20 protein-coding genes are annotated in these 21166 nt (G+C 64.5%); 9 read left to right on the top strand and 11 right to left on the bottom strand.

Going from position 1 to position 21166, the window contains the following annotated elements:
• Nucleotides 1-22: 22 nt before the first annotated feature.
• Nucleotides 23-1711, top strand: coding sequence for a hypothetical protein (locus tag ACF3ND_RS09920; RefSeq protein ID WP_394059977.1), 1689 nt, complete (start codon nt 23-25; stop codon nt 1709-1711).
• Between the two features lie 182 nt (nt 1712-1893).
• Here the strand turns inward: ACF3ND_RS09920 and argH are convergent, their stop codons facing one another.
• Complete coding sequence (gene argH, locus ACF3ND_RS09915; RefSeq protein WP_394059975.1) at nt 1894-3315, bottom strand: argininosuccinate lyase; 1422 nt, start codon at nt 3313-3315, stop codon at nt 1894-1896.
• Between the two features lie 143 nt (nt 3316-3458).
• Between argH and ACF3ND_RS09910 the strand changes: the two genes are divergently transcribed.
• From ACF3ND_RS09910 to ACF3ND_RS09900, 3 genes are read left to right on the top strand one after another with little or no spacing between them, the layout of a single operon-like run.
• Entirely contained in the window at nt 3459-4769 is a 1311-nt protein-coding gene (locus ACF3ND_RS09910; RefSeq protein WP_394059973.1) for a mechanosensitive ion channel family protein, read from the top strand.
• A 13-nt stretch (nt 4770-4782) separates the two neighbouring features.
• Nucleotides 4783-5121, top strand: coding sequence for a P-II family nitrogen regulator (locus ACF3ND_RS09905; RefSeq protein ID WP_394059971.1), 339 nt, complete (start codon nt 4783-4785; stop codon nt 5119-5121).
• A gap of 40 nt (nt 5122-5161) precedes the next feature.
• Nucleotides 5162-6004: an aldo/keto reductase gene (locus ACF3ND_RS09900; RefSeq protein ID WP_394059969.1), complete on the top strand. Its 843-nt coding sequence runs from the start codon at nt 5162-5164 to the stop codon at nt 6002-6004.
• A 65-nt stretch (nt 6005-6069) separates the two neighbouring features.
• On the opposite strand, the gene ACF3ND_RS09895 is transcribed toward ACF3ND_RS09900, so the two are convergent.
• A complete protein-coding gene (locus tag ACF3ND_RS09895) occupies nt 6070-7278 on the bottom strand; it encodes an MFS transporter (protein WP_394059967.1) in 1209 nt (402 codons plus the stop codon).
• 52 nt (nt 7279-7330) lie between these two features.
• Nucleotides 7331-7906 carry a chorismate--pyruvate lyase family protein gene (locus ACF3ND_RS09890; RefSeq protein WP_394059965.1) on the bottom strand — a complete coding sequence of 192 codons (576 nt, stop codon included), beginning with the start codon at nt 7904-7906 and terminating at the stop codon, nt 7331-7333.
• 36 nt (nt 7907-7942) lie between these two features.
• On the opposite strand from ACF3ND_RS09890, the gene ACF3ND_RS09885 reads away from it, so the two are divergent.
• A complete protein-coding gene (locus ACF3ND_RS09885) occupies nt 7943-8677 on the top strand; it encodes a pseudouridine synthase (protein ID WP_394059963.1) in 735 nt (244 codons plus the stop codon).
• Between the two features lie 11 nt (nt 8678-8688).
• Here the strand turns inward: ACF3ND_RS09885 and ACF3ND_RS09880 are convergent, their stop codons facing one another.
• Together ACF3ND_RS09880 and ugpQ are read right to left on the bottom strand one after the other, a co-directional pair.
• Complete coding sequence (locus ACF3ND_RS09880; protein WP_394059961.1) at nt 8689-9543, bottom strand: 23S rRNA (adenine(2030)-N(6))-methyltransferase RlmJ; 855 nt, start codon at nt 9541-9543, stop codon at nt 8689-8691.
• Nucleotides 9544-9566: 23 nt separating this feature from the next.
• A complete protein-coding gene (gene ugpQ, locus ACF3ND_RS09875) occupies nt 9567-10322 on the bottom strand; it encodes a glycerophosphodiester phosphodiesterase (RefSeq protein ID WP_394059959.1) in 756 nt (251 codons plus the stop codon).
• A 228-nt stretch (nt 10323-10550) separates the two neighbouring features.
• Here ugpQ and ACF3ND_RS09870 point away from each other — a divergent pair, with 228 nt between their 5' ends.
• The 4 genes from ACF3ND_RS09870 (at nt 10551) to ACF3ND_RS09855 (ending at nt 14508) form a co-directional block, all read left to right on the top strand.
• Nucleotides 10551-12509 carry a SurA N-terminal domain-containing protein gene (locus ACF3ND_RS09870; protein WP_394059957.1) on the top strand — a complete coding sequence of 653 codons (1959 nt, stop codon included), beginning with the start codon at nt 10551-10553 and terminating at the stop codon, nt 12507-12509.
• A 75-nt stretch (nt 12510-12584) separates the two neighbouring features.
• On the top strand, nt 12585-13454 hold the full coding sequence (locus tag ACF3ND_RS09865) for a peptidoglycan DD-metalloendopeptidase family protein (RefSeq protein WP_394059955.1): 870 nt from the start codon (nt 12585-12587) through the stop codon (nt 13452-13454).
• Nucleotides 13455-13467: 13 nt separating this feature from the next.
• A complete protein-coding gene (locus tag ACF3ND_RS09860; RefSeq protein WP_394059953.1) occupies nt 13468-14151 on the top strand; it encodes an AzlC family ABC transporter permease in 684 nt (227 codons plus the stop codon).
• 9 nt (nt 14152-14160) lie between these two features.
• Complete coding sequence (locus tag ACF3ND_RS09855; RefSeq protein ID WP_394059951.1) at nt 14161-14508, top strand: AzlD domain-containing protein; 348 nt, start codon at nt 14161-14163, stop codon at nt 14506-14508.
• Nucleotides 14509-14685: 177 nt separating this feature from the next.
• Here ACF3ND_RS09855 and ACF3ND_RS09850 read toward each other — a convergent pair whose 3' ends face one another.
• The 6 genes from ACF3ND_RS09850 to ACF3ND_RS09825 all read right to left on the bottom strand — a co-directional run bounded on the left by ACF3ND_RS09850 (nt 14686) and on the right by ACF3ND_RS09825 (nt 20995).
• Complete coding sequence (locus ACF3ND_RS09850) at nt 14686-16962, bottom strand: RelA/SpoT family protein (protein WP_394059949.1); 2277 nt, start codon at nt 16960-16962, stop codon at nt 14686-14688.
• A 19-nt stretch (nt 16963-16981) separates the two neighbouring features.
• Nucleotides 16982-17185: a DNA-directed RNA polymerase subunit omega gene (gene rpoZ / locus ACF3ND_RS09845; protein WP_394059947.1), complete on the bottom strand. Its 204-nt coding sequence runs from the start codon at nt 17183-17185 to the stop codon at nt 16982-16984.
• Between the two features lie 39 nt (nt 17186-17224).
• Nucleotides 17225-17869, bottom strand: a complete 645-nt coding sequence (gene gmk / locus ACF3ND_RS09840) for a guanylate kinase (RefSeq protein ID WP_394059945.1) — start codon at nt 17867-17869, stop codon at nt 17225-17227.
• A 35-nt stretch (nt 17870-17904) separates the two neighbouring features.
• Nucleotides 17905-18231 carry a hypothetical protein gene (locus ACF3ND_RS09835; RefSeq protein ID WP_394059943.1) on the bottom strand — a complete coding sequence of 109 codons (327 nt, stop codon included), beginning with the start codon at nt 18229-18231 and terminating at the stop codon, nt 17905-17907.
• Between the two features lie 14 nt (nt 18232-18245).
• Nucleotides 18246-19028 (bottom strand): exodeoxyribonuclease III, encoded by a 783-nt coding sequence (xth, locus tag ACF3ND_RS09830; RefSeq protein ID WP_394059942.1) that lies wholly within the window; start codon nt 19026-19028, stop codon nt 18246-18248.
• 635 nt (nt 19029-19663) lie between these two features.
• Nucleotides 19664-20995 (bottom strand): ParB/Srx family N-terminal domain-containing protein, encoded by a 1332-nt coding sequence (locus ACF3ND_RS09825; RefSeq protein WP_394059940.1) that lies wholly within the window; start codon nt 20993-20995, stop codon nt 19664-19666.
• Nucleotides 20996-21166: the final 171 nt, after the last annotated feature.

The following is a 21166-nucleotide window of genomic DNA, read 5'->3' as shown; positions in this document are numbered from 1 at the left end:
GCCATTTTCGAGGTAGATGATCATGACTAATATTGCAGCCGTCGCTTCGGGCGTGAATGTTTCCGGTGTTCTCGACCTGATGGGAGAGCAGCCGCATCTGGCCCGCAAGCATCTGGGTTCTTGTGCTCTGGGAACTGTAGGCAACCTCGCCTACACTGCAAAGCAGGGAGGTACGGTGCGAGCCAGCCGTGCCGGCGTGGCCTGGTCGGAGATACGCAGGACACTGGCCTATCAATGGGCGAATCTAAAAAGCTACTTCATCTCCGAACCTCCTGAGGCGCGGGCGCAGCGCAAAGGTTGGAATGAGGTTCGTGCCTGCAGCCGATGCATAGGTAATTTGCTGGGCAGCCTGACGGCCAAGGTGGACAAGAGAACACGGGTGCTGGCGAGGGACTGTGACAAGTCCGGAATCATCGAGGCCTTGAAGCAACTGATCGACTTGCCCAAGGGAGCCTTGGACAAGCCAGCGATGAAAAAGCATTGTCTGGATATCTACCTGAGAGAATTGAGCGATGAAGATCTCGCTGCGCTGCACGAGGGAGTGCTCGGTAACCCGCGTGCGCGTGCGGACCTGCTGCATCAGGTGCCCTCTGCTTTGCATGACCTGGCGGATGAGGAGTTGGACCAGATCGCCAAAGCCGTGAGCCGGCGTTTTAACCGACCGCCTCTGGAGCGGATCGTCGAGCTGTTGCATGCCCGCCCGGTAAATAAGCACAAATTGAAAGCGGCGCTGTTCAAGCTGGCGGGTGAATTGAATAAGCTGACCTCCGACAGCAGGGGAATCCCTGTGGGCAGCAGTGCTGCTGCGCTGGATATTTACATCGGGCGTCTGGCTGCGGACCAGTTGCATCTGCTGCAGGCTTTGGTGCCGCGGGTTCACGCCAAGCCATTAAGCGACAGCGGGCTGAGGGTCCTGGACAGATCCGCAGATTTGTCCTTGCGCAACGTGCCGCCTGACTTGAGGAAACAGTTCACCGCCAAATTGTGGGGGGCCTTCATCAATCAGTTTTCCGCAGCGCTGGAGCGGAGCGAAGCCCGAATCCATAGCCGGCGCACCGCCAACCTCTTGGACAGCCTGATGGCCAAGACGGACGCAGCCACGGGGCAGTTCGTCGACCCGCGCGACGAAGCTGGAGCCACGGAAGCGTTGAAGCAGCTGATCCAGTCGCCGAACAGCGCTTTCGAAAAAACGGAGCTGAGGAGGGCATGCCTGGATATCCATCTGAGCAAATTGAATGATGACGATATCGCTGCGCTGAACAAGGGAATATTAAGCAGCGAGCGCAGCCGTGAAACCGTATGGCGTCAGATGCCGACCGAGCTGCATGGCCAGGCGGCCCGGGAACTGGAGCTGATCGCCAAGGCCGTGAGCCGGCGGAACAATCCGACCCCGATCGAGCGCATCGTCGAGTTGCTGCAGGCCAGTCCGGTGGATCCGCAGAAGCTGGAAGCGGAGTTGTTCAAGCTGGCTGGGGAGGTGAATGAGCTCGCGATGGGTGGTGAGGTGCCCTTGGCGGCCGATGACGCCGCCGCGGTGGCCGTCCACATCGAGCGCCTGCCTGCAGATCAATTGCGGATGTTGCAGGCTTTAGTGCCGCGGCGGGGGGAAGAGACGCCATTCAGTGGCGGTCTGAATGCCTTGTGGGGATACAATGAAAACAAGGCGCATGCATTGTTGATGAGCATCAGCCTGGCAGTGTACTTTCATTGAGTTCCCGTTTGGTGAAGACAGCGGGCTAAGAGGCTTCGGTAACGCGCTTGATGCGGGCCGCCGGCCGAGAACCTGAATAAAGCGTAAGAGCTGGAGAAGGCGGCGTCAACCGGCGGCTTGTGAAAAAGAAACAGGCCGGCGGGGGCCGGCCTGTTCGGGCATGTGGTGCGGCGCAGGCCGCATCAGCCGGGTATGCGGTCCAGGATGAGCTGGGCTTCGATGCGCACGCGTTCGGGGGCGGTGCCGCCGATGTGCTTGCGCGAGGCAACCGAACCTTCCAGGGTCAGCACCTGGAAGATGTCGGATTCGATGCGCTCGTCGAAGCTTCGCAATTGCTCCAGGGACAGGTCGGCCAGGTCGCAGCCGCGCTCTTCGCAGTGGCGCACGGCCAGCGCCACGGTTTCGTGGGCGTCGCGGAAAGGCAGACCTTTCTTGACCAGGTAGTCGGCCAGGTCGGTGGCGGTGGCAAAGCCCTGCAGCGCGGCCGCGCGCATGGCCTCGGGCTTGACCTTGATGCCGGAGATCAGATCCACGAAGATGGTCAGGGTGTCGCGGATGGTGTCGGCGGAGTCGAACAGGCCTTCCTTGTCTTCCTGGTTGTCCTTGTTGTAGGCCAGGGGCTGGCCTTTCATCAGAGTCAGCAGGGCGATCAGATGGCCGTTGACGCGGCCGGTCTTGCCGCGGGCCAGCTCGGGCACGTCGGGGTTTTTCTTCTGGGGCATGATGGAGCTGCCCGTGCAGAAGCGGTCGGCCAGGTCGATGAAGCCCACGCGCGGGCTCATCCACAGCACCAGTTCTTCGGAGAAGCGCGAGATGTGCGTCATGATCAGGGCGGCGGCGGCGCAGAACTCGATGGCGAAGTCACGGTCCGAGACGGCGTCCAGCGAGTTGCGGCAGACTTCATCGAAGCCCAGCAGGCCGGCGACCATCTCGCGGTCGATCGGGTAGCTGGTGCCGGCCAGCGCGGCCGCGCCCAGGGGCAGGCGGTTGACGCGCCTGCGGCAGTCCTGCAGGCGTTCGGCGTCGCGGCGAAACATTTCGGCGTAGGCCAGCAGGTGATGGCCGAAGGTGACCGGCTGGGCCACCTGCAGGTGGGTGAAGCCGGGCAGAATGGTATCGGCCTGGGCCAGGGCCAGCTCGGCCAGCTTGCGCTGCATCTGGGCCAGCAGGTCCACGGCGATATCGATTTCATTGCGCAGCCACAGGCGGATGTCGGTGGCCACCTGGTCGTTGCGCGAGCGGCCCGTGTGCAGACGCTTGCCCGCGTCGCCGATCAGCTCCACCAGCCGCTTCTCGATGTTCAGGTGCACGTCCTCCAGGTCCAGCAGCCACTGGAATTGGCCCTGCTCGATCTCGTCCAGTATCCGGGCCATGCCGCGTTCGATGTTCGCCTTGTCCTGCGCGCTGATGACGCCCACGGCGGCCAGCATGCTGGCGTGGGCCAGCGAGCCCTGGATGTCGAAGCGCGCCATGCGCTTGTCGAAGTCCACGGAAGCGGTGTAGCGCTTGACCAGATCGGAGACGGGTTCGGAGAATCGGGCCGACCAGGCCTGGGCCTTGTTGGCGAACTGGTCGTGATGGGAGTTGGGTTTGTTCGTAGACATAAGGAGCAATTATAGTGAATCGGGCGGGGCAGCAGGGCGTTGCCGCCCACTGCGCGCAGGCGCTGTGCAGTATATTAGAGAGTTTTGACAGTCTAGGAAACCGAGCCGGCGCATTTTTGCGACCGGCCGGACGGGGAACCGACATGGAGCACGAGCGCGCCCTGGCCGATTTGCTGGGATGGCAACGGATCGAGGGCTATCTGCCGCAGGAACTATGGGTGCAGGTGCTGGCGGGCATCGGCATGCTGGCGCTGCTGGTGTGGTTCGCGAGCTGGATCACGTCCAGCGTGCTCTCCAGCCTGGTGCGCCGTATCCTGAAGGTGGCGGGCAAGGACGAATGGGCCCGCGCGCTGGTCAAGCGCCGTTTCGTGCGCCATGTCGGCTACGCCGTGCCCCTGCTGGTGGTGGCCTCGAACCTGGCGCTGCTGCCCCTGTCGCCGGCCATCCTGCAGCCGGTCGCGCGCCTGTTCCTGATGGCGTTCTGCGTGTTCGTCATCATGGCCATCGTCAGCCTGCTGGGCGCCTGGCAGGATGTCTATGCCAATTCCAGCCGGGGGCGCACCAAGTCCATCAAAGGCTATATCGAAGTGGCCAAGATCGGGGTCTGGGCCATCGGCTTCATCGTCATGACCTCCATTTTGCTGGACCAGTCGCCGGTACTGCTGCTCTCGGGCCTGGGCGCGCTGTCGGCGGTGCTGCTGCTGGTGTTCAAGGACACGCTGCTCTCGCTGGTGGCCAGCACGCAGATGAGTTCCAACGATATGCTGCGCATCGGCGACTGGATCGAGATGAAGCAGGCCAATGCCGACGGCTTCGTCATCGACATCGCCCTGCATACGGTCAAGGTGCAGAACTGGGACAAGACCGTCACCACCATTCCCACCTACAAGCTGTTTTCCGAAAGCTATCGCAATTGGCGGCAGATGTTCGAATCGGGCGGGCGGCGCATCAAGCGCACCCTCAGCATCGATGCCTCCAGCGTGCGCTTCCTGACCCCCGAAGAGGTCGGCAACCTGTCCCGCTTCGCGCTCCTGCGCGACTACCTGGAGCAAAAGCAGCGTGAAATCGAGGCGTCCAACCAGGAGCTGGGGCGCGCCGGCATGGATGCGGTCAATTACCGGCGACTGACCAATCTGGGTACATTCCGGGCCTACTGCATGGCCTACATCAAGCGGCATCCGGAGGTGCATCAGGATATGATTCAGATGGTGCGCATGATGGAGCCCACAGCCGACGGCATTCCGGTGGAAGTCTATTGCTTCACCAGCAAGACGGCCTGGGTGGACCACGAGCGCATCCAGGGCGATATCTTCGATCACTTCCTGTCCATCCTGCCGGAAATGGGCCTGCGGCTGTTCCAGTCGCCCACCGGGCGCGACCTCAGCCTGGGACTCAGCCTGGCGGCGGAAAGCCACAGGCCCGCCCTGGGGCAAAGCGATTCTTTCAAATCATGAAGCACGCACAACCATGAAACAAATCACCGCCATCATCAAGCCTTTCAAGCTGGACGAAGTCCGCGAAGCCCTGGCCGAACTGGACGTCAACGGGCTGACCGTCACCGAGGTCAAGGGTTTCGGCCGCCAGAAGGGTCATACCGAACTTTACCGCGGCGCCGAGTACGTGGTGGATTTCCTGCCCAAGATCCGCGTGGACATCGTGGTGGCGGCCGAGCGCTGCGAGGCGGTCATCGACGCCATCATCAAGGCCGCGCACACCGGCAAGATCGGCGATGGCAAGATCTTCGTCACGCCGGTGGAGCAGGCCATTCGCATCCGTACCGGCGAAAGCGGGCGCGACGCGCTCTGACCACGCGCCTTCGGGCCGGGTGGCAGACAAGGAGATTTCCATGCAGTACGAAACCATGGGTACGGCAGCGCGCGTCTCGCGCGTGGGCCAGGGCAGCTGGTATGTGGACGCGGGCGACTGGAACCAGGCCATCGCCGCATTCCGAGCCGGTCTGGACGCCGGCATGAATCACATCGACACCGCGGAGATGTATGGCGACGGCGACGCCGAAACCCTGATCGGGCAGGCCTTGCGCGGCCGCCGCGACCAAGCCTTCCTGGTGTCCAAGGTGCTGCCGTACAACGCCTCGCGCCAGGGTGTCATCAAGGCCTGCGAAGCCAGCCTGAAGCGCCTGGGCACGGATAGGCTGGACATGTACCTGCTGCACTGGCCCGGTCGCGTGCCCCTGGAGGAAACCTTCGCCGCCTTCGAGCAGTTGCGCCGCGACGGCAAGATACTGCAATGGGGCGTCAGCAATTTTGACGCGCAATGGCTGCAGGAGGCCTACGACATCGTCGGGCCGGACCGCATCGCCTGCAATCAGGTGCTTTATCATCTGAACGAGCGCGCCATCGAGCATTCCGTACTGCCTTGGTGCCATGAGCACGGGGTGCGCGTGGTGGCCTATAGTCCCTTCGGGCACGACGATTTCCCCGATCCGGACTCCGAAGGCGGCGCCTTGCTGGAGGAAATCGGCAGCGCCTATGGCGCCACGCCGCGTCAGGTGGCCCTGGCTTTCCTGCTGCGCAAGCGCGATGTGTTCGTCATCCCCAAGTCCTCCACGGCGGAGCATACCCAGGAAAACGCCGCCGCCGGCGACCTGACGCTCAGTGCCGAACATCTAGACGAACTGGACCGGTACTTCGCCCAGGGCCCCGAGCCCGTCTATCTGCCCATGCTGTAAGGGGCGTGTGAACCGCGGGCCTGCACGCGGTTTCTTTTCGAGTCCGCGCCCGCGGACGGCCGCCTTCAGGCCTGCGCCTCGCGCAGTCCGCGCCTGTCCTGCAGCCACAGCCAGGCCAGGGCCAGCATCACCATGCCGGAAATGGGCAGGGTCCAGGTGTTGACGCCCTCCCAGCCATAGTTGGCGAGCACGCGGCCGGATGTGAACGAGGACAGCGCCACGCAGGTGAAGATGATGAAATCGTTCAGGGCCTGCACGCGGCTGCGTTCTTCCGGGCGGTAGCAGTCCAGCACCATATTGGTGGCGCCGATGAAGCCGAAATTCCAGCCCAGGCCCAGCAGCACCAGGCTGAACCAGAAGTGCGACACGCTGATGCCCGTCAGCGCGACCACGCTGGCCAGTCCCAGCAGCAGCACGCCCACGAAGGTGACCGGGATCTTGCCGAAGCGCTTGATCAGGCCGCCAGTGAAAAAGCTCGGCCCGAACATGGCCAGGATGTGCCACTGTATGCCCAGCGTCGAATCGTTCAGGCTGTGGCCGCAGCCTATCATGGCCAGCGGCGAGGCCGTCATCAGGAAGTTCATCAGTCCGTAGGAGGCCACGCCCGCCAGCACGGCGATGATGAAGCGGCTGTTGGCGGCGATCTCGCGCAAGGGGCGCCCGGTATAGGGAGTCGCTCCCGCCTGGGCGGCGCCGCGTCCCAGGCGCAGGGCGGCCGCAAAAGGCAGGACCAGCGCCGCCAGCGCGGCTTGCGCCAGGAAGGCCGCGGCGAACGGGTGCTGCGGCCAGATGTCCTGGGTGTGCACGATGGTCTGGGTGGCGATCACCGCGCCGAGCAGGCCGCCGGCCATGACCCAGGAGATGGCTTTGGGCCGGAAGGCTTCGGAGGCGTTGTCGGCGGCCGCGAAGCGGTAGCTCTGTACATAGGAGGCGTACAGTCCGGCCAGCAGCGTGCCCAGGCAGAACAGGGCGAAGGAACCTGCGTAGATGCCTGCGGAGGCCAGCAGGCCGGCGCCCACGCCCAGCAGGGCGCCAATGAGGTAGCCGCCCTGGCGGCCCAGGCGGCGCATCAGGTAGGCCGCCGGCAGGATGCCCGCCGCCAGTCCCAGATTGAAGATGCCCACGGGCAGGGTCGCCAGGTCGCTGCGGCTGGCCATCTGCTGGCCCACCAGGCTGCTCAGGGCCACGACCAGCGCCGGGTTGGCGCCTCCCAGCGCCTGCATGCCGGACAGGATGAAGGCATTGCGGCGGCCGTTGTCTGGGATGGTGGGCATGGCGATGGGCTCTCTACATAAGTTGAAATTATTAGCTAATGATAATTGGAAATTAGGCAAGCGTGGAGCCAGGCGTCCAGAACGCGGGCATGAAGCATTCGGCCACCAGCAGGGGCTGGCCGTGGCGCCAGAATACGGAGCAGCGCGCCAGCAACTGCCGGGCCTGCGGCACGGGCTCCCCCGAGCCGTCCAGGGCGCGTTCGATGGTGCGGAAAAACGGGACGGCGCGATTCAGGCGGCAGCTCAGGAAGGCGGACCGTTGTATCTGGGCGTCGTTGTAGAGCATGTCGGCCAGGGGGCGGCTGCGCAGGCGCCGTATGCCCTGCCAGACGCCGTGCGAGGCGGCCAGGGGCGTGAAGCTGCGGGCGATCACGCAGCGCACGCCGTCGATGGACATGGAGACTTCGCGTATCCAGGCGAGCGTGCCGCGCGGCCTTTCAATCAGCGCGGCTTCCTGGGCGTCCAGGCGGCAGGCGTACTCGCGCACCACGTCCAGGCGCACCTGGCCCAGGCGCCGCAGGCCGGCGGTCAGGGCGCCGGGGCGGTGCAGCCAGTGTTTCTGGGCGGGCGTGGCGGACGGATGAACCTGGTCGTGCCAGGGTTTTTTTGCAGTGGGACTCAATTTCATGTCCGGTATTATCGCCAAAGCCATAAAATAGCGCTCATGGAAAAAGAACGTATCTCAAAATTAATGGCCCAGCGCGGCATGTGCTCGCGCCGCGAGGCCGACGCTTTCATCGAGCGCGGCTGGGTGCGCGTGGACGGCGAAATCGTCTCCGAACTGGGCAGCAAGGCCTACCCCAACCAGAAAATCACGCTGGAGAAGCAGGCCCGCAAGCGCCAGACCCAGCGCGTGACCATTCTGCTGCACAAGCCCGTGGGCTTTGTGTCGGGACAGGCCGAATCGGGCTATCGCAATGCGGTCTCGCTGATCAACGCCTCGACCCAGTACAAGGGCGGGCGCGGCGGGCCCAAATTCGAGCCCGCGCACCTGCGCGGACTGGCTCCGGCCGGCCGCCTGGACATCGATTCCACCGGCCTGCTCATCCTGACCCAGGATGGGCGCATCGCCCGCCAGATCATCGGCGATGATTCGGTCATCGACAAGGAATACCTGGTGCGCGTCACCGGCAAGCTCAGCGAGCGCGGCCTGGAACTGCTCAATTACGGCCTGAGCCTGGACGGCAAGCCGCTGCTGCCCGCGCAGGTGTCCTGGCAGAACGAGGACCAGTTGCGCTTCGTGCTGCGCGAAGGCAAGAAACGCCAGATCCGTCGCATGTGCGAGATGGTGGGGCTCAAGGTGGTGGGCTTGAAGCGCGTGCGCATCGGCGAACTGGTGCTGGGCGACCTGCCCATGGGCCAATGGCGCTACATGAAGGAATCCGAGCGCCTGGCCTGAACCCGGCTTTTCTATTTGGAAGAGGTGCGCAATTGATAGCTGGCCCGGTCGTCCTGGGCCAGCTTTTCTTTTAGCCAGGGCAGGCTTTGCGCCAGCGCGGCCTGCAGCGTCCAGGGCGGATTGGTGATGAACAGGCCGCTGCCGTGCAGGCCCAGTCCGTTGGCGGCCGGGGCGCGCACGTTCAGGCTGGCGTGCAGCCAGGGCGTGTCCAGTTGCTCCAGGCTGCGTTGCAGCTGCTGGACCTCGGGGCGCTGCACGATCGGGTACCAGATCACGATGCAGGCCTGGGCGAAGCGCTTCAGGGCCTCTTTCACGCTGACCAGCACCTGCCTGTAGTCCGACTTGGCCTCGTAGGAGGGGTCCATGACCACGACGCCGCGCCGCGACGGCGGCGGCAGCAGGCGGTTCAGCTGTTCGAAGCCATTTTGCTGGTACAGGCGTACGCGGCGGTTGCCGCGCGGGAACAACTGGGCGACGTTCTCGCTCAGCACCTCGAACTCCGAGGGGTGCAGCTCGAAACCGTGGAAGCTGTCCTGCCGGCGCAGCAGGCTCAGCGCCAGCCAGGGCGAGCCCGGATAGTAGCGGGCCACCTCGTCCGGATTCAGGTCCGCGACGGCGTCTATGTAGCGCTCGATCAGTTCAGGATGGCGGTCCTGCTGCAGGACCCGGTCCAGTCCGTCGTAGAACTCGCCCCGGGTCTGGGCCCAATCGTCCTCCAGGTCGTACAGCCCCGCGCCGCAATGCGTGTCGATGACGGTGAAGGCGCTGTCCTTCTGCGTGTAGTAATCGAAGATGTGCAGCAGGGTGGCGTGCTTGAGCACGTCGGCGTGATTGCCGGCGTGAAAGGCGTGGCGGTAACTAAACAAGAGCAGTCCTGGCGCAGGGCCGGTTAGAGAGTGTCGGGACGGATGGTGGTGACCTTGTCGGTGAAGACGGCGTTGCAGCCCCAGTCGAACAGCTCGCGCACGCGTTCGGCGTCGTTCACGGTCCAGACGGCCACGGTGTAGCCGGCCTGGCGTATGGCGCGCACCAGGGCCTGGTCGGTGTAGCGGTCGTTCAGGTTCAGGCCGCAGCATCCCAGGCGCTCCAGGCGCTGCGGCCAGTCGGCGGGCACCTGTTCTTCGATGAGCAGGGCGCGCGGCAGGGTTGGTGCGACGCGTTGCGCGGCGGCCAGGGCTTCTTCGGAAAAAGAGGACAGCAGCGGCGGCAGGCTGGCCCTGGCCCACAGACGCTGGGCCGCCAGCGCCACGGCGGCGCCGGTTTCGGCTTCCTGGCCGGTGGTGGGCTTGATTTCGATGTTGCTGTGGATCTGGTTGGCCAGCGTGAAGGCGGCGATCGCGCTGAGGGTGGCGACGGGCTCGCCCGCGTAGGCCGAGGAATGCCAGGCGCCGAAGTCCCAGGCCGACAGTTCGGCCAGGGTGTAGTCCGCAGCCAGCCCCTTGGCGTTGGAGGTGCGATCCATGGTGTCGTCGTGCAGCAGGATGGGAACGCCGTCCCGGCTCAGCTTGACGTCGTACTCCATCATGGTGAAGCCGTTCTGGGCGCCGACGCGCATGGCGGCCAGGGTGTTTTCAGGGGCGACCTTGCCCGCGCCGCGATGGGCGATCAGGCTGTGGTAGGGCCAGTGATGGGTGATGGGGCTCATGTAGGACTCGCAGGCGGCAGGTGAAAAAAGCCAATGTACTATTTTAACCGGGGCTGTACACTGTAGGGTTAGGGTTTTGGATTTACAATCCGGCTTTAGGCCGACTCAAGCTATTTAAGTCAAACATACTTAATCTAAACACGGTATATTTTCAGGCCGGTCCATGCCGGGTCCGTCCTGATGCGCCGCCCGCAGCGCAGCGCTGCAAGCGAATGTAGGTGATGATTAATGTTCGAGATTATCCGTAAGAACCAACGCATCATGCAGTTGGTCCTGTTAGTGCTGATTCTGCCGTCGTTTGTCCTGATCGGCGTCAGCGGCTACTCCAATTATGTGTCCGGGGACAGCGACATCGTCAAAGTGGGCGACGGCGCCATCACCGCGCAGGAGTTCGACCGCGCCCGCCGCATGCAGCTGGACGAAATGCAGCGCAGCAACCCGGCCGGCTTCGACCTGGCCCAGGCGGACAGTCCCGCCAGCCGCCGCCAGTTGCTGGAATCCATGATCGACCAGCGCGTGCAGATCGACGAAGCCACCCGAGCCCGTTTCAGCGTCTCGGACGCCGCGCTGCGCGATGCCATCGCCACCATGCCCCAGTTCCAGGAAAATGGCGTGTTCTCGCCCTCGCTGTACAACCAGGTCCTGTCCTCGGCCGGCATCAGCGTGCGCGATTTCGAACAGAGCCAGCGCGGCCAACTGGCCCTGGACCGTGTGCTCGGCCCCGTGGGCGCCACCGCCGCCATGCTGCCCAGCGTCATGAACCGGCTCGAGATCGCCCTGACCGAAGAGCGCGGCGTGCGCACCCGCACTTTCCTGGCGCGCAGCTTCGAAGACCAGGTGCAGGTCACCGAGGCGGATCTGCAGGCCTGGTACGACAAGAACAAGGCTGCGCTGGAGCTGCCCGAGCAGGTCAGCGCCGAATACCTGCTGCTGGACGAGCAAGCCGCTTCGGCCGACGTGGCCAAGCCCACCGATGAACAACTCAAGCAGTACTACGAACAGAACAAGGCCCGCTACGTGCAGCCCGGCCGCGTGAACCTCAGCCATATCCTGGTATCCCTGCCCGCCGGCGCCTCCGAGGCCCAGCGCGAGGCCGCCCAGGCCAAGGCCCGGGAACTGGCCGAAAAAGCCCAGGCCGACAAGAATGCCTTTGCCGATCTGGCGCGCAGCAGTTCCGAAGACGGCGGCAGCGCCCGCGACGGCGGCGAACTGGGCTGGATCACCAAGGGCTCCTGGCCTGCCGTGTTGGAAAACGCCGTGTTCTCGCTGAACAAAGGCGATGTATCCGGCGTCATCGAAGGCCCCAGCGGCTTTCACATCTTCAAGATCAACGATGTGCAGGCCGAGCAGGGCGAATCCTTCGAGCAGGCCCGCTCCAAGGTCGAGTCCGAAGTGCGCAAGCAGCTGGCCGCCGAACGTTTCGCCGACATGGCCACCAAGCTGACCAACCTGGTCTACGACAACGAAGAAAACCTGCAGGCCGCCGCCAGCGCGCTGGGCCTGACCCTGAAGAACGTGGACGGCATCACGCGCCAGGGCCTGGTTCCGGCCGGCCATATCGACAGCGACAAGGCCGCCGCCGCCAGCGCGGACGCCGCCGTGCTGGACGACAGCCGCGTGCGCCAGGCGCTCTTCAATCCCACCGCCATGAGCTCGCGCAAGAACGCCGGCGTGGTGGAGATCTCGCCCGACACCCTGATCGCGGTGCGCGTCACCGACGTCAAGCCCGCCCATGTGCCCGCGCTGGACAAGGTTCGCAACCAGGCTCGCGAAAGCCTGGTGCGTGAACGCTCCCAGGAGCTGGCCGTCCAGGCGGGCGAACAGCAGCTGGAACAGCTCAAGGGCGGCGCCGCCGCAGAAGGATTCTCCAAGCAGTTCGCCGTCAGCCGCGCCGCGTTCCCCGAAATGGACGAGGCCCTGCTGAACAAGGTGCTTGCCGCGCCCGTGGACAAGCTTCCCGCCTATGTGGGCGCCGCCCAGCCTCAGGGCTATACCGTGGTGGAGATCGTCAGCCACGAGCCCGGCAAGGCCGGCAATCCCGGCCTGGGCCTGCTGACCGCCCAGTTGAACCAGGCCCTGGCCCGCAGCGAAACCGAAGCTGTGCTGCAAGCCATGCGCGAGGATCTTAAAGTCCAGGTGCTGCCTGAGGCCGAGAAGGAACTGACCGCCAGCGGCGACGCGGAATAAGTCCGCGCAGATGTTTCGAACGCCCCAGGCCGCTTGCCGGCTTGGGGTGTTTTTGTTTACCACCAGGACATTGCCATGGGCCAATCCGATTTCTCCATTACGCGCCGCCGCCTGCTGGGCGCTACGTCCATGTGGGCGCTGGGCGCTCCATGGCTGGCGCAGGCTGCGCCGCAGGGCACCTTCATCGAACGCACCTTGAACAAGCCCGTGCCGGGCGGCGTGGCTGTCGTGGATCTGGGCGAGGCCGCGCAGGCGCCCCGGGTCAGTCTGGGCGCCCATCGCGTCCTGGTGATCCGCGATGCGGACCAGCGCTGGAAGGCCATCGCGGGCATAGACCTGAAGACGGCTCCCGGCTTGCACAATCTGTCGGTGCACGGCGCCGGGCAGGTGCCCTTTCAGGTGGGCAGCAAGCGTTACCGTGAACAGCGCATCACGCTCAAGAACAAGTCGCACGTCAATCCGGATCCGCAGCAACAGGCGCGCTTCGAGCGCGAATACAAAGAGCAGATGGAGGCCTACGCCAGCTTTCGGACGGAAGGGCCCAGCAATGTGGTGTTTGAAAAACCCGTGCCGGGGCGGCTGACCAGCCCGTTCGGCTTGCGGCGGTTCTTCAACGGAGAAGAGCGCAATCCGCATTCGGGACTGGACTTCGCGGCTGCGACCGGCACGCAGGTCAGGGTTCCGGCCGACGGCGTGGTGAGCATCGTGGCGGACTACTTTTTCAATGGCAAGACGGTGTTCGTGGACCATGGCCAGGGCCTGATCACCATGTATTGCCATCTTTCGGCCTTTGACGTGCGCAAGGGCGATGCGGTGCGCAAGGGCGATGTCGTGGGCCGCTCGGGCGCCACGGGGCGGGCGACGGGCCCGCATCTGCACTGGAACGTCAGCCTGAACAATGCCCGCGTCGACCCGGCCATCTTCATCGGGACTTTCCAGCCATAGCGAAGCGCTGGCCATGATCATCAAGTCTGCCTATCTGCGCGGCATGCGCGACAGCGCCTCGATCGCGCTGGGCTATGTGCCGGTCGCCATTTCCTTCGGCCTGTCCGCCGTGCACGCGGGACTGTCCCCCTGGCTGGCCGTGCTGGTGTCGCTGGTGGTGTATGCGGGCGCCAGCCAGTTCATTCTCATCAGCCTGCTTGCGGCGGGCGCCGCCTATCCCAGCATACTGGGCATCGTGGTGGTCATGAACCTGCGCCATCTGTTCTACGGTCCGGCTTTGCTGGGCTTTTTCAGCGGACCGCGCACGGTGCGCAGCCTGTGGCTGGCTCCCGGGCTGACGGACGAGGTCTTCGCCGCCTCCGCCGGCAGCTTGTCGCGTCAGCCGCCCGGGGAGCAGGAGTCCTGGTATTGCGGTCTGCAGCTGGGGGCGTATCTGTCCTGGGTCGGAGGCACCGCGCTGGGCGCTTTCTTCGCCGGCGATTTGCTGGGGCAGTCGCCGGTGCTGGAAAAGACGCTGGGCTTCGTGCTGCCGGCTCTGTTCTTCGCCTTGCTGCTGGAGATCCGCCGCAGTGCGCCCATGATGGTCATGGCGGGGGCCGGATTGGCGGCGCTGCTCGCCATGCTGACCTTGCCTTCGTACCTGGCCATCGTCGTGGGCATGCTGGCCGGCGGACTGATGGCCTTGCGCCGGGCTTGAGGGGTGGAGATGGACTGGGGTTTTGTAGTGATGATTATGCTGGCGGGCCTGGGTACGTTTCTGATCCGCTACCTGCCATTGCGCCTGAGAAGCCGATCGGGGCGGGCGGGAAGACCGGATACGCGGTCGGTCTGGTCGCGCCTGTTCAGCGCCATCGGCCCGGCGGGCATCGTGGCCTTGCTGGTGGTCTCGCTGATTTCCCTGGTTCGTCCGGAACAGCCCTGGATAGACGGCGTGCCGGTGCTGACCGGCCTGGCCGGCGTGCTCCTGGGACGGCGCTGGCCAGGCGGCATCGCTGGATCCACCTTGGCCGGCGTGCTGGCCTATGGCCTGGCGGCGTGGGCGATGGGGGCATGAAGTCTACCGTAAGGCCTGGTCGTGCCGATCCGGCATGACAGTCTGTCGATAGACGAGGGCCGTTTCTCATGGTTCGCCACTTGCCCTGCGCCGCAACGCCGTCTGTCGTCTTGCGACACCTTGGCATTCCAAAACGCCTGCTAATACACAGCAGGCGTTCTTCGTGGAGCAAGGGAATCAGCCCTTCAGGCGCACGATCTTCTGGACCTGGGGCACGTGCCGGATGGCGCGTATGACGCGAGCCAGGTGGGTGCGGCTGTCGACCTGGACGGTCAGGTGCAGCACCGAGGTGGCGGCGGATTCATCCGGCATGGAGATATGGATGATGTTGGAATCCGCGTCCGTGATTTCCGCGGCCAGGCGGCCCAGCACGCCGCGTTCGTTGATGGCGGTGACGTCCAGGCGGGTGGATAGGTGGCGCGCCGTGTTGCTGTCCCACATGACGGGCACCCAGCGTTCGGGTTCCTTGGCCTGGGCGCGCTGAGCCACGGCGCATTCGGCCATGTGCACCACCAGGCCGTGGCCCAGCCGTATGCCGCCGATGATGGCGTCGCCCGGCAGCGGACCGCAGCAGGGCGCCAGCTGCACGGCCTGGCCTTCGTTGCCGTGGATGAGGATGGGGGCGGAGGTGTTCGCGGTGATTTCGTCGAAAGCCGCCGCCGTGGTTTCCAGCAGGGCGTTTTCCGGAGCAAAGCGGCGCGCGACCACGGCGGCCAGGCGCTTGCCCAGACCGATGTCGGCCAGGATCTCTTCGCGCGAGGCGGCGCCCGAGCCCTTGGCGAGCTTGTCCCAGTTCGGGTCGTCGTCGCCCGCGTGCGGCAGGCCGAGCTGGTCGAAGGCCTGGTCCAGCAGGCGGCGGCCGAAGGCGACGGATTCCTCGTACTTGACGGTGCGCAGGTAATGGCGGATTTCCGAGCGGGCGCGGCCCGAGCGGACGTAATTGAGCCATTGCGCGCTGGGACGGGCGGCCGGGGAGGTGATGATCTCCACCGAGTCCCCGCTCTTGAGTTCGGTGCGCAGGGGGGCGAATTCGCCGTTGATCTTGGAGGCCACGGCGTGGTTGCCGATGTCCGTATGGATGCTGTAGGCGAAGTCCACGGGAGTGGCGCCGCGGGGCAGGGAGATGATCTTGCCCTTGGGGGTATAGACGTACACGGCGTCGGGGAACAGGTCCACCTTGACGTGTTCCAGGAACTCGGCGGAATCGCCGGTCTGGCTCTGGATGTCCAGCAGCGACTGCAGCCAGCGATGGGTGCGCTTCTGCAAGTCGTTGAGCGTGACGTCGTCTTCCTTGTACAGCCAGTGCGAAGCCACGCCTTCTTCGGCCACGTGGTCCATTTCGCGGGTGCGGAACTGGAATTCCACGGGGGTGCCGTAGGGGCCGATCAGGGTGGTGTGCAGGGACTGGTAGCCATTGACCTTGGGGATGGCGATGTAGTCCTTGAACTTGCCCGGCACCGGGCGGTAGAGCTGGTGCAGCGTGCCCAGGGCCAGGTAGCATTCGGGCAGCGTATGCACGATGACCCGGAAACCGTAGATGTCCAGCACGTCCGAGAAGGACTTCTTCTGTTCGACCATCTTGCAGAAGATGCTGTAGAGGGATTTCTCGCGGCCGGAGATCTCCGCCTCGATGCCGGCGGCCGGCAGGGCGATCTTGACCGCGTCGGTGATCTTGCCCAGCACCTCGCGGCGATTGCCGCGCGCCGCCATCAGGGCCTTGTGCAGCACCTTGTAGCGATTGGGATACATGGCCTTGAAACAGCGGTCCTGCAGTTCGCGGAACAGCGTGTTCAGGCCCAGGCGATGGGCGATGGGCGCGTAGATGTCCAGGGTCTCCTGGGCCACGCGGCGGCGCTTTTCCGGCTTGACCGCGTCCAGCGTGCGCATATTGTGCAGGCGGTCGGCCAGCTTGATCAGGATGACGCGCACGTCGCGCGACATGGCCAGCAGCATCTTGCGAAAGCTGTCGGCCTGCTGCTGCGTCTTGGTGGCGAATTCCAGGCGTTCCAGCTTGGACAGGCCGTCCACGATCTCGGCCACGTCGGTGCCGAATTTTTCGGCCAGCTCCTGCTTGGAGACGTCCTGGTCTTCGATGACGTCGTGCAGCAGGGCGGACATCAGCGCGTCGGTGTCCAGCTTCCAGCCGGCGCAGATTTCAGTGACGGCGATGGGATGCGAGATGTAGGGCTCGCCGCTGGCGCGGAACTGCCCGAGGTGGGCCTGGTCGGCGAAGCGGTACGCTTCGCGGACGCGTTCCACGTCCTTGGGGTCCAGGTACTGGGAGATGATCTTGGTCAGCGGAGCGAGCGAGGCGATGGCGGCGTTGCCGCCTTCCGGGGCGGGCAGCGGCGCGATGCCGGCTTCGGCCTTGGGCTTGCGGCGTCCCAGCCGCGAACCTTTTTTCAGGACGGCCAGAAGACCAGACGATGCGCCGCGTAAACCCGGAAATGCCATACAGTGCTCCGCAGATGGATCAGGTGGGAACCTTGCGCAGCATTTCCAGGCCGGTTGCGCCGGCGGCGATTTCGCGCAGCGCCGTCACGGTGGGCTTGTTCTTGCTTTCCAGGCGGGGTTCATGGCCCTGAGCCAGTTCGCGCGCGCGGTAGGCGGCAGCCAGGGTCAGTTTGAAACGGTTGGGGACTTGCTCCAGGCAGTCCTCGACAGTGATGCGTGCCATAGTTAGACCTGTGGTCGAAGAAGAATGAAAGAGGAAAAATCAAGCTTGATGCGAAAGGGCATCGGCGCCTAATTGTTGAAAGAGTTCGCGATGCCGTACCGACTGGGTGGCCGTGCGCAGACGGCTGGCCTGTACGATGCTCGATAGTTGCGCTAATGCCTCATCGAAATCTTGATTGATAATAGCATATTGGCACTCATTCACATGGGCGATTTCGCTGCTGGCGGCCTGCAGGCGGCGGGCGATGACCTCGTCGCTGTCCTGGCCGCGATTGCGCAGGCGCGCCTCCAGGGTGGGCAGCGACGGCGGCAGGATGAAGATGCCGACGGCCTGTGGGAAGTGTTCGCGCGCCTGCTGCGCGCCCTGCCAGTCGATCTCCAGCAGCACGTCGCGGCCGGACCGCAGGGCCTGCTCGATGGGCGCGCGCGGCGTGCCGTAATAGTTGCCGTGCACCAGGGCCCATTCCAGCATGGCCTTTTCCTGGCACAGTTGCTCGAAGCGGGGCTTGTCGACGAAGAAGTAGTGCTGGCCGTCGACCTCGCCCGGGCGAGGCGCGCGCGTGGTGGCGGAAATGGACAGCATGATGGCCGGGTCCTGGGCCAGCAGGGCGTTGACCAGGCTGGATTTGCCGGCGCCGCTGGGGGCGACGACCATGAAGATGGTGCCGGGATAGCTCGTGGACATGATGAGCGGTGTCTGAAATGAAACGTTGAAGGAAATCAATCGGCCTGTTCGCCGGTCTGGCCGAATTCGCCCAGGACGGCCTGCAGGCTGGCGGCGTCGGCGCACAGGAACACGACCGTATCGTTGGGGTTCATGTTGAAGAGCACGTCCTGCACCTGCTCGGCGGCATCCTCGGCCTGGGCGATGGCCATGACGTGCACGTCGCCGCCGGCCTCGAACTGCTCTTCGGGAACGATTTCCGTGACCGCATCCAGGTCCGGTTCGCTGATGGCCAGGTAGGCCCACACCTTGTGTTCGTCCAGCGCTATCTCGAGCACGTAGCCCGAGTCGGTCAGTCGTATGATTTCGCTTTGTACTTGCATGGTGGATGGCCGGTTCAGGTAAAGGAAAGAGTGGCGACGACGGGCGCGTGATCCGAGGGCTGTTCGTTGGCGCGCGGCTCGCGGTCGATCATGCAGGCCGAACAGCGAGGCCGCAGGGCCTCGGACAGCAGCACGTGGTCGATGCGCAGGCCCGCGTCGCGGCGGAAGGCGAAGCGTCGGTAGTCCCACCAGGTGAAAGGGCTGCCGGTCTGCTCGAACAGCCGGTAGGCGTCGTGCAGGCCCAGGTCCAGCAACTGCCGGAATGCCTCGCGCTCGGCCGGCGACACCAGCACGTCCCCCGCCCACTTGGCCGGATCGTGCACGTCTTCGTCGGCCGGGGCAATATTATAGTCGCCCAGGATGGCCAGCCGCGGATACTCGGCCAACTCTTTTTGCAGCCATTCGCGCAGGGCCGAGAACCATTGCAGCTTGTAGACGTACTTGTCGCTCTCCAGCGACTGGCCATTGGGACAGTAGGCGCTGATGACGCGCAGCGGGCCATCCGGCGACTCGTAGGTGGCGGCCAGCAGCCGCTGCTGGGGGTCTTCATAGTTGGGCAGATTGCGCTGCACATCCGCACCGGGCTGGCGCGAGATCAGGGCTACCCCGTTGTAGGTTTTCTGGCCGGCCCAATGGGCCTGGTAGCCGATCTCCTGAAGGGCCTGCAGAGGAAAGCGCTCATCGGGAATCTTCAGTTCCTGCAGACAGAGCACGTCCACGGGATTGGCCTGGAGCCAGTCCAGGACCTGCGGCAGGCGAACGTTCAGGGAGTTGACGTTCCAGGTGGCAAGTTTCATGGCGGGGATAATTCTTTAGGATTCATGTTGTTATGCGAAGGCGCGGCTTCGGCAGGCTAGTGCGGCCGCCGAGGGGGCCGCCTGGTTCCGCAGGGCAGGTCCACTGGCCTGCGCTTCGTGCGGACGCCGCTATCATAACAACGGGTTCCGGAGATTGCAGGAGCAGCAGGCCTTGCAGCGGCATGGCTTCGCCTCGTTCCACCGAGGCGCCATGTCGGGCTCCTCACCTTGGGCGCGTGCAGATTGACGGGAGCCTCGTTTTGAGAACGCGCGACGGCGGCATTAGCGAGCTGAGCCAGCATCTATCGGTTTCCGCACGAAACGGCGTTGCTGCATCGTCGTACTGGGGCAACACGCTGTTGAGCACCGAGCTGTGAAGGGCGCTCATGGCCATGCCGGTGGCCAGTACCTGAAAAGGGCAGGAAATTCTTGCGGGAGCGCCTGCTGCCAGGCTCGCCAGTGCGAACAGCATGATGTTTCCGAGTATGTCAGCAACCCTGTTTGGGTCCCGTCGTTCGATGACGTTTGTTTTAGACGCGCCATGCCCAGGCCAGGCAGCATGGCCAGCGTTCGCAGCATGCCCATGTGCTGGCGTCGGTCGGGTGGCTACGCGGTCAAGGGCGTCGCTCGGCGAGTTACCAGCCCCAGCATGTGCCGGAGGCGGGCTTGCCGCAATTACGATAGTTCACGGCGAACCAGAGCTTGCCGGCGCCGCGAGGGCTGCCGTCAACCTTGACGTCATCGCGCGGCAATTCCTCCAGGGTATCGCGGGCTTTCTTGGTGGGCGATCCGCCGGGAGCGTCGGCAAGCAGGATCAGGCGACCGAGATCGGCAGCGCTGCGGTCGTCGAACACGAGGTCAGTGTCGCTCAGGGCCGCCATTTTCAATGATGCGTCGCGCACCGCAGCCGCGTAGCTGTCATTTGCGCCAGCGGCGGTCAGATTCTTGCTCAGCGTGCTGACGCCGAGAATCTGTGCGGGCGCGGCCGGCGGAGTCATCATGTAGTGATCCAGGCTGGGCAAGTGTCCGGCCGCCACTTGGCGGCGCAGCCAGTCGCCCCACAAGAACTCGGCGTACTCAGGCAGGCTGCCGTTGCTGTAGGCCACGTTGCGGGTGAAATACACGAGTGAACGGTAGCGGTCTTCCTGCATGCCGCCGGCTTCATGATCGTTCGCCAGCCCCAGGCGAGTCGGCAACTGGTTCACGGCGACAGGCTGATTGCGGCCGTCGCGCAGCCAGACGCGCCGCTCGTCGATCATGCGTTGCCAGAAGGTCGCGGCGTCCGGCAGGTCGCTGTAGTTGGCAGCCACTTTGACCCAAACCGGCAATGCCGGCCCCCCGTCGGATATTTCCCGCAGGGACGAGAACGTATGATGGCCATCGGTCAGGTAAAGATTGCCATCCCAGCCGACCACGACGGTTTTGAGCTTGGACGGGTCGGAGCCAGGCGCCTCCTTGCACAGATAGGTGGTCGGCTGGTCCAGGCGAGCGATGCGCGCCTCGGCGATGGACAGAAAGTGCTGGGCGCGCTCTGTTCCACCCATGTCTTCGCAGTAATCGTCGAATTTCTTGCCGACGGTCCGGTTTAGATAGTCCAGATGCTGTGCAGGCTGTCCGGCCCAGGTCGGCCGTTCGAAATCGCCCTGCCAGCGGCCCAGCTTGTAGAAGACCTGGTCGTAGCCGATGGCCACTTGGGTAGGACGCAATTCCTCGATGCGGACCTGAAGGATGTCGCCCGGCTTGACGGTCAGATAGGCGGTGTTGCGGGCAGGCTGCTGCTGTTCATCGGGTGGGGGAGGCGGGACGAGCGCGACCGGATTTTTGTCGCCATCGGCGGCGTCGTCGCCGCTGACGCCGCTATGGCATGCCGCCAGCGCCAGGGGCAGCATAATGATCGTCAGCACGCGCAGCAGGCGGTGTTGCGCAGAGAAAGCAATAGGGCGCACAGGTCGATAAATGAAATGCATGGTTTCTTCGGGATTGGATTCAATGGCGGTCCATCATGTCAAACCTGTGTTACCTGAACATGAACGCTGCCCGCAAGCGCTTTTTGTCCGGCCGGGCGCCGCCGTCACGGCTACGTCTTCTTGCCGCTTCCGATGATGCTTGCGCTAGCATTGTTGAAGTCATCTGGTCTG

Origin of the sequence: Alcaligenes sp. WGS1538 (assembly GCF_043187505.1) — a bacterium.
GTDB lineage: Bacteria > Pseudomonadota > Gammaproteobacteria > Burkholderiales > Burkholderiaceae_B > Alcaligenes.
This window is presented reverse-complemented; position numbering and strand designations above follow the sequence as displayed.

Coding starts and splice junctions, on each gene's coding strand:
- ACF3ND_RS09920 (WP_394059977.1), top strand. CDS start 23: ATGACTAATATTGCAGCCGTCGCTTCGGGCGTGAATGTTTCCGGTGTT.
- argH (WP_394059975.1), bottom strand. CDS start 3,315: ATGTCTACGAACAAACCCAACTCCCATCACGACCAGTTCGCCAACAAG.
- ACF3ND_RS09910 (WP_394059973.1), top strand. CDS start 3,459: ATGGAGCACGAGCGCGCCCTGGCCGATTTGCTGGGATGGCAACGGATC.
- ACF3ND_RS09905 (WP_394059971.1), top strand. CDS start 4,783: ATGAAACAAATCACCGCCATCATCAAGCCTTTCAAGCTGGACGAAGTC.
- ACF3ND_RS09900 (WP_394059969.1), top strand. CDS start 5,162: ATGCAGTACGAAACCATGGGTACGGCAGCGCGCGTCTCGCGCGTGGGC.
- ACF3ND_RS09895 (WP_394059967.1), bottom strand. CDS start 7,278: ATGCCCACCATCCCAGACAACGGCCGCCGCAATGCCTTCATCCTGTCC.
- ACF3ND_RS09890 (WP_394059965.1), bottom strand. CDS start 7,906: ATGAAATTGAGTCCCACTGCAAAAAAACCCTGGCACGACCAGGTTCAT.
- ACF3ND_RS09885 (WP_394059963.1), top strand. CDS start 7,943: ATGGAAAAAGAACGTATCTCAAAATTAATGGCCCAGCGCGGCATGTGC.
- ugpQ (WP_394059959.1), bottom strand. CDS start 10,322: ATGAGCCCCATCACCCATCACTGGCCCTACCACAGCCTGATCGCCCAT.
- ACF3ND_RS09870 (WP_394059957.1), top strand. CDS start 10,551: ATGTTCGAGATTATCCGTAAGAACCAACGCATCATGCAGTTGGTCCTG.
- ACF3ND_RS09865 (WP_394059955.1), top strand. CDS start 12,585: ATGGGCCAATCCGATTTCTCCATTACGCGCCGCCGCCTGCTGGGCGCT.
- ACF3ND_RS09860 (WP_394059953.1), top strand. CDS start 13,468: ATGATCATCAAGTCTGCCTATCTGCGCGGCATGCGCGACAGCGCCTCG.
- ACF3ND_RS09855 (WP_394059951.1), top strand. CDS start 14,161: ATGGACTGGGGTTTTGTAGTGATGATTATGCTGGCGGGCCTGGGTACG.
- ACF3ND_RS09850 (WP_394059949.1), bottom strand. CDS start 16,962: ATGGCATTTCCGGGTTTACGCGGCGCATCGTCTGGTCTTCTGGCCGTC.
- rpoZ (WP_394059947.1), bottom strand. CDS start 17,185: ATGGCACGCATCACTGTCGAGGACTGCCTGGAGCAAGTCCCCAACCGT.
- gmk (WP_394059945.1), bottom strand. CDS start 17,869: ATGTCCACGAGCTATCCCGGCACCATCTTCATGGTCGTCGCCCCCAGC.
- ACF3ND_RS09835 (WP_394059943.1), bottom strand. CDS start 18,231: ATGCAAGTACAAAGCGAAATCATACGACTGACCGACTCGGGCTACGTG.
- xth (WP_394059942.1), bottom strand. CDS start 19,028: ATGAAACTTGCCACCTGGAACGTCAACTCCCTGAACGTTCGCCTGCCG.
- ACF3ND_RS09825 (WP_394059940.1), bottom strand. CDS start 20,995: ATGCATTTCATTTATCGACCTGTGCGCCCTATTGCTTTCTCTGCGCAA.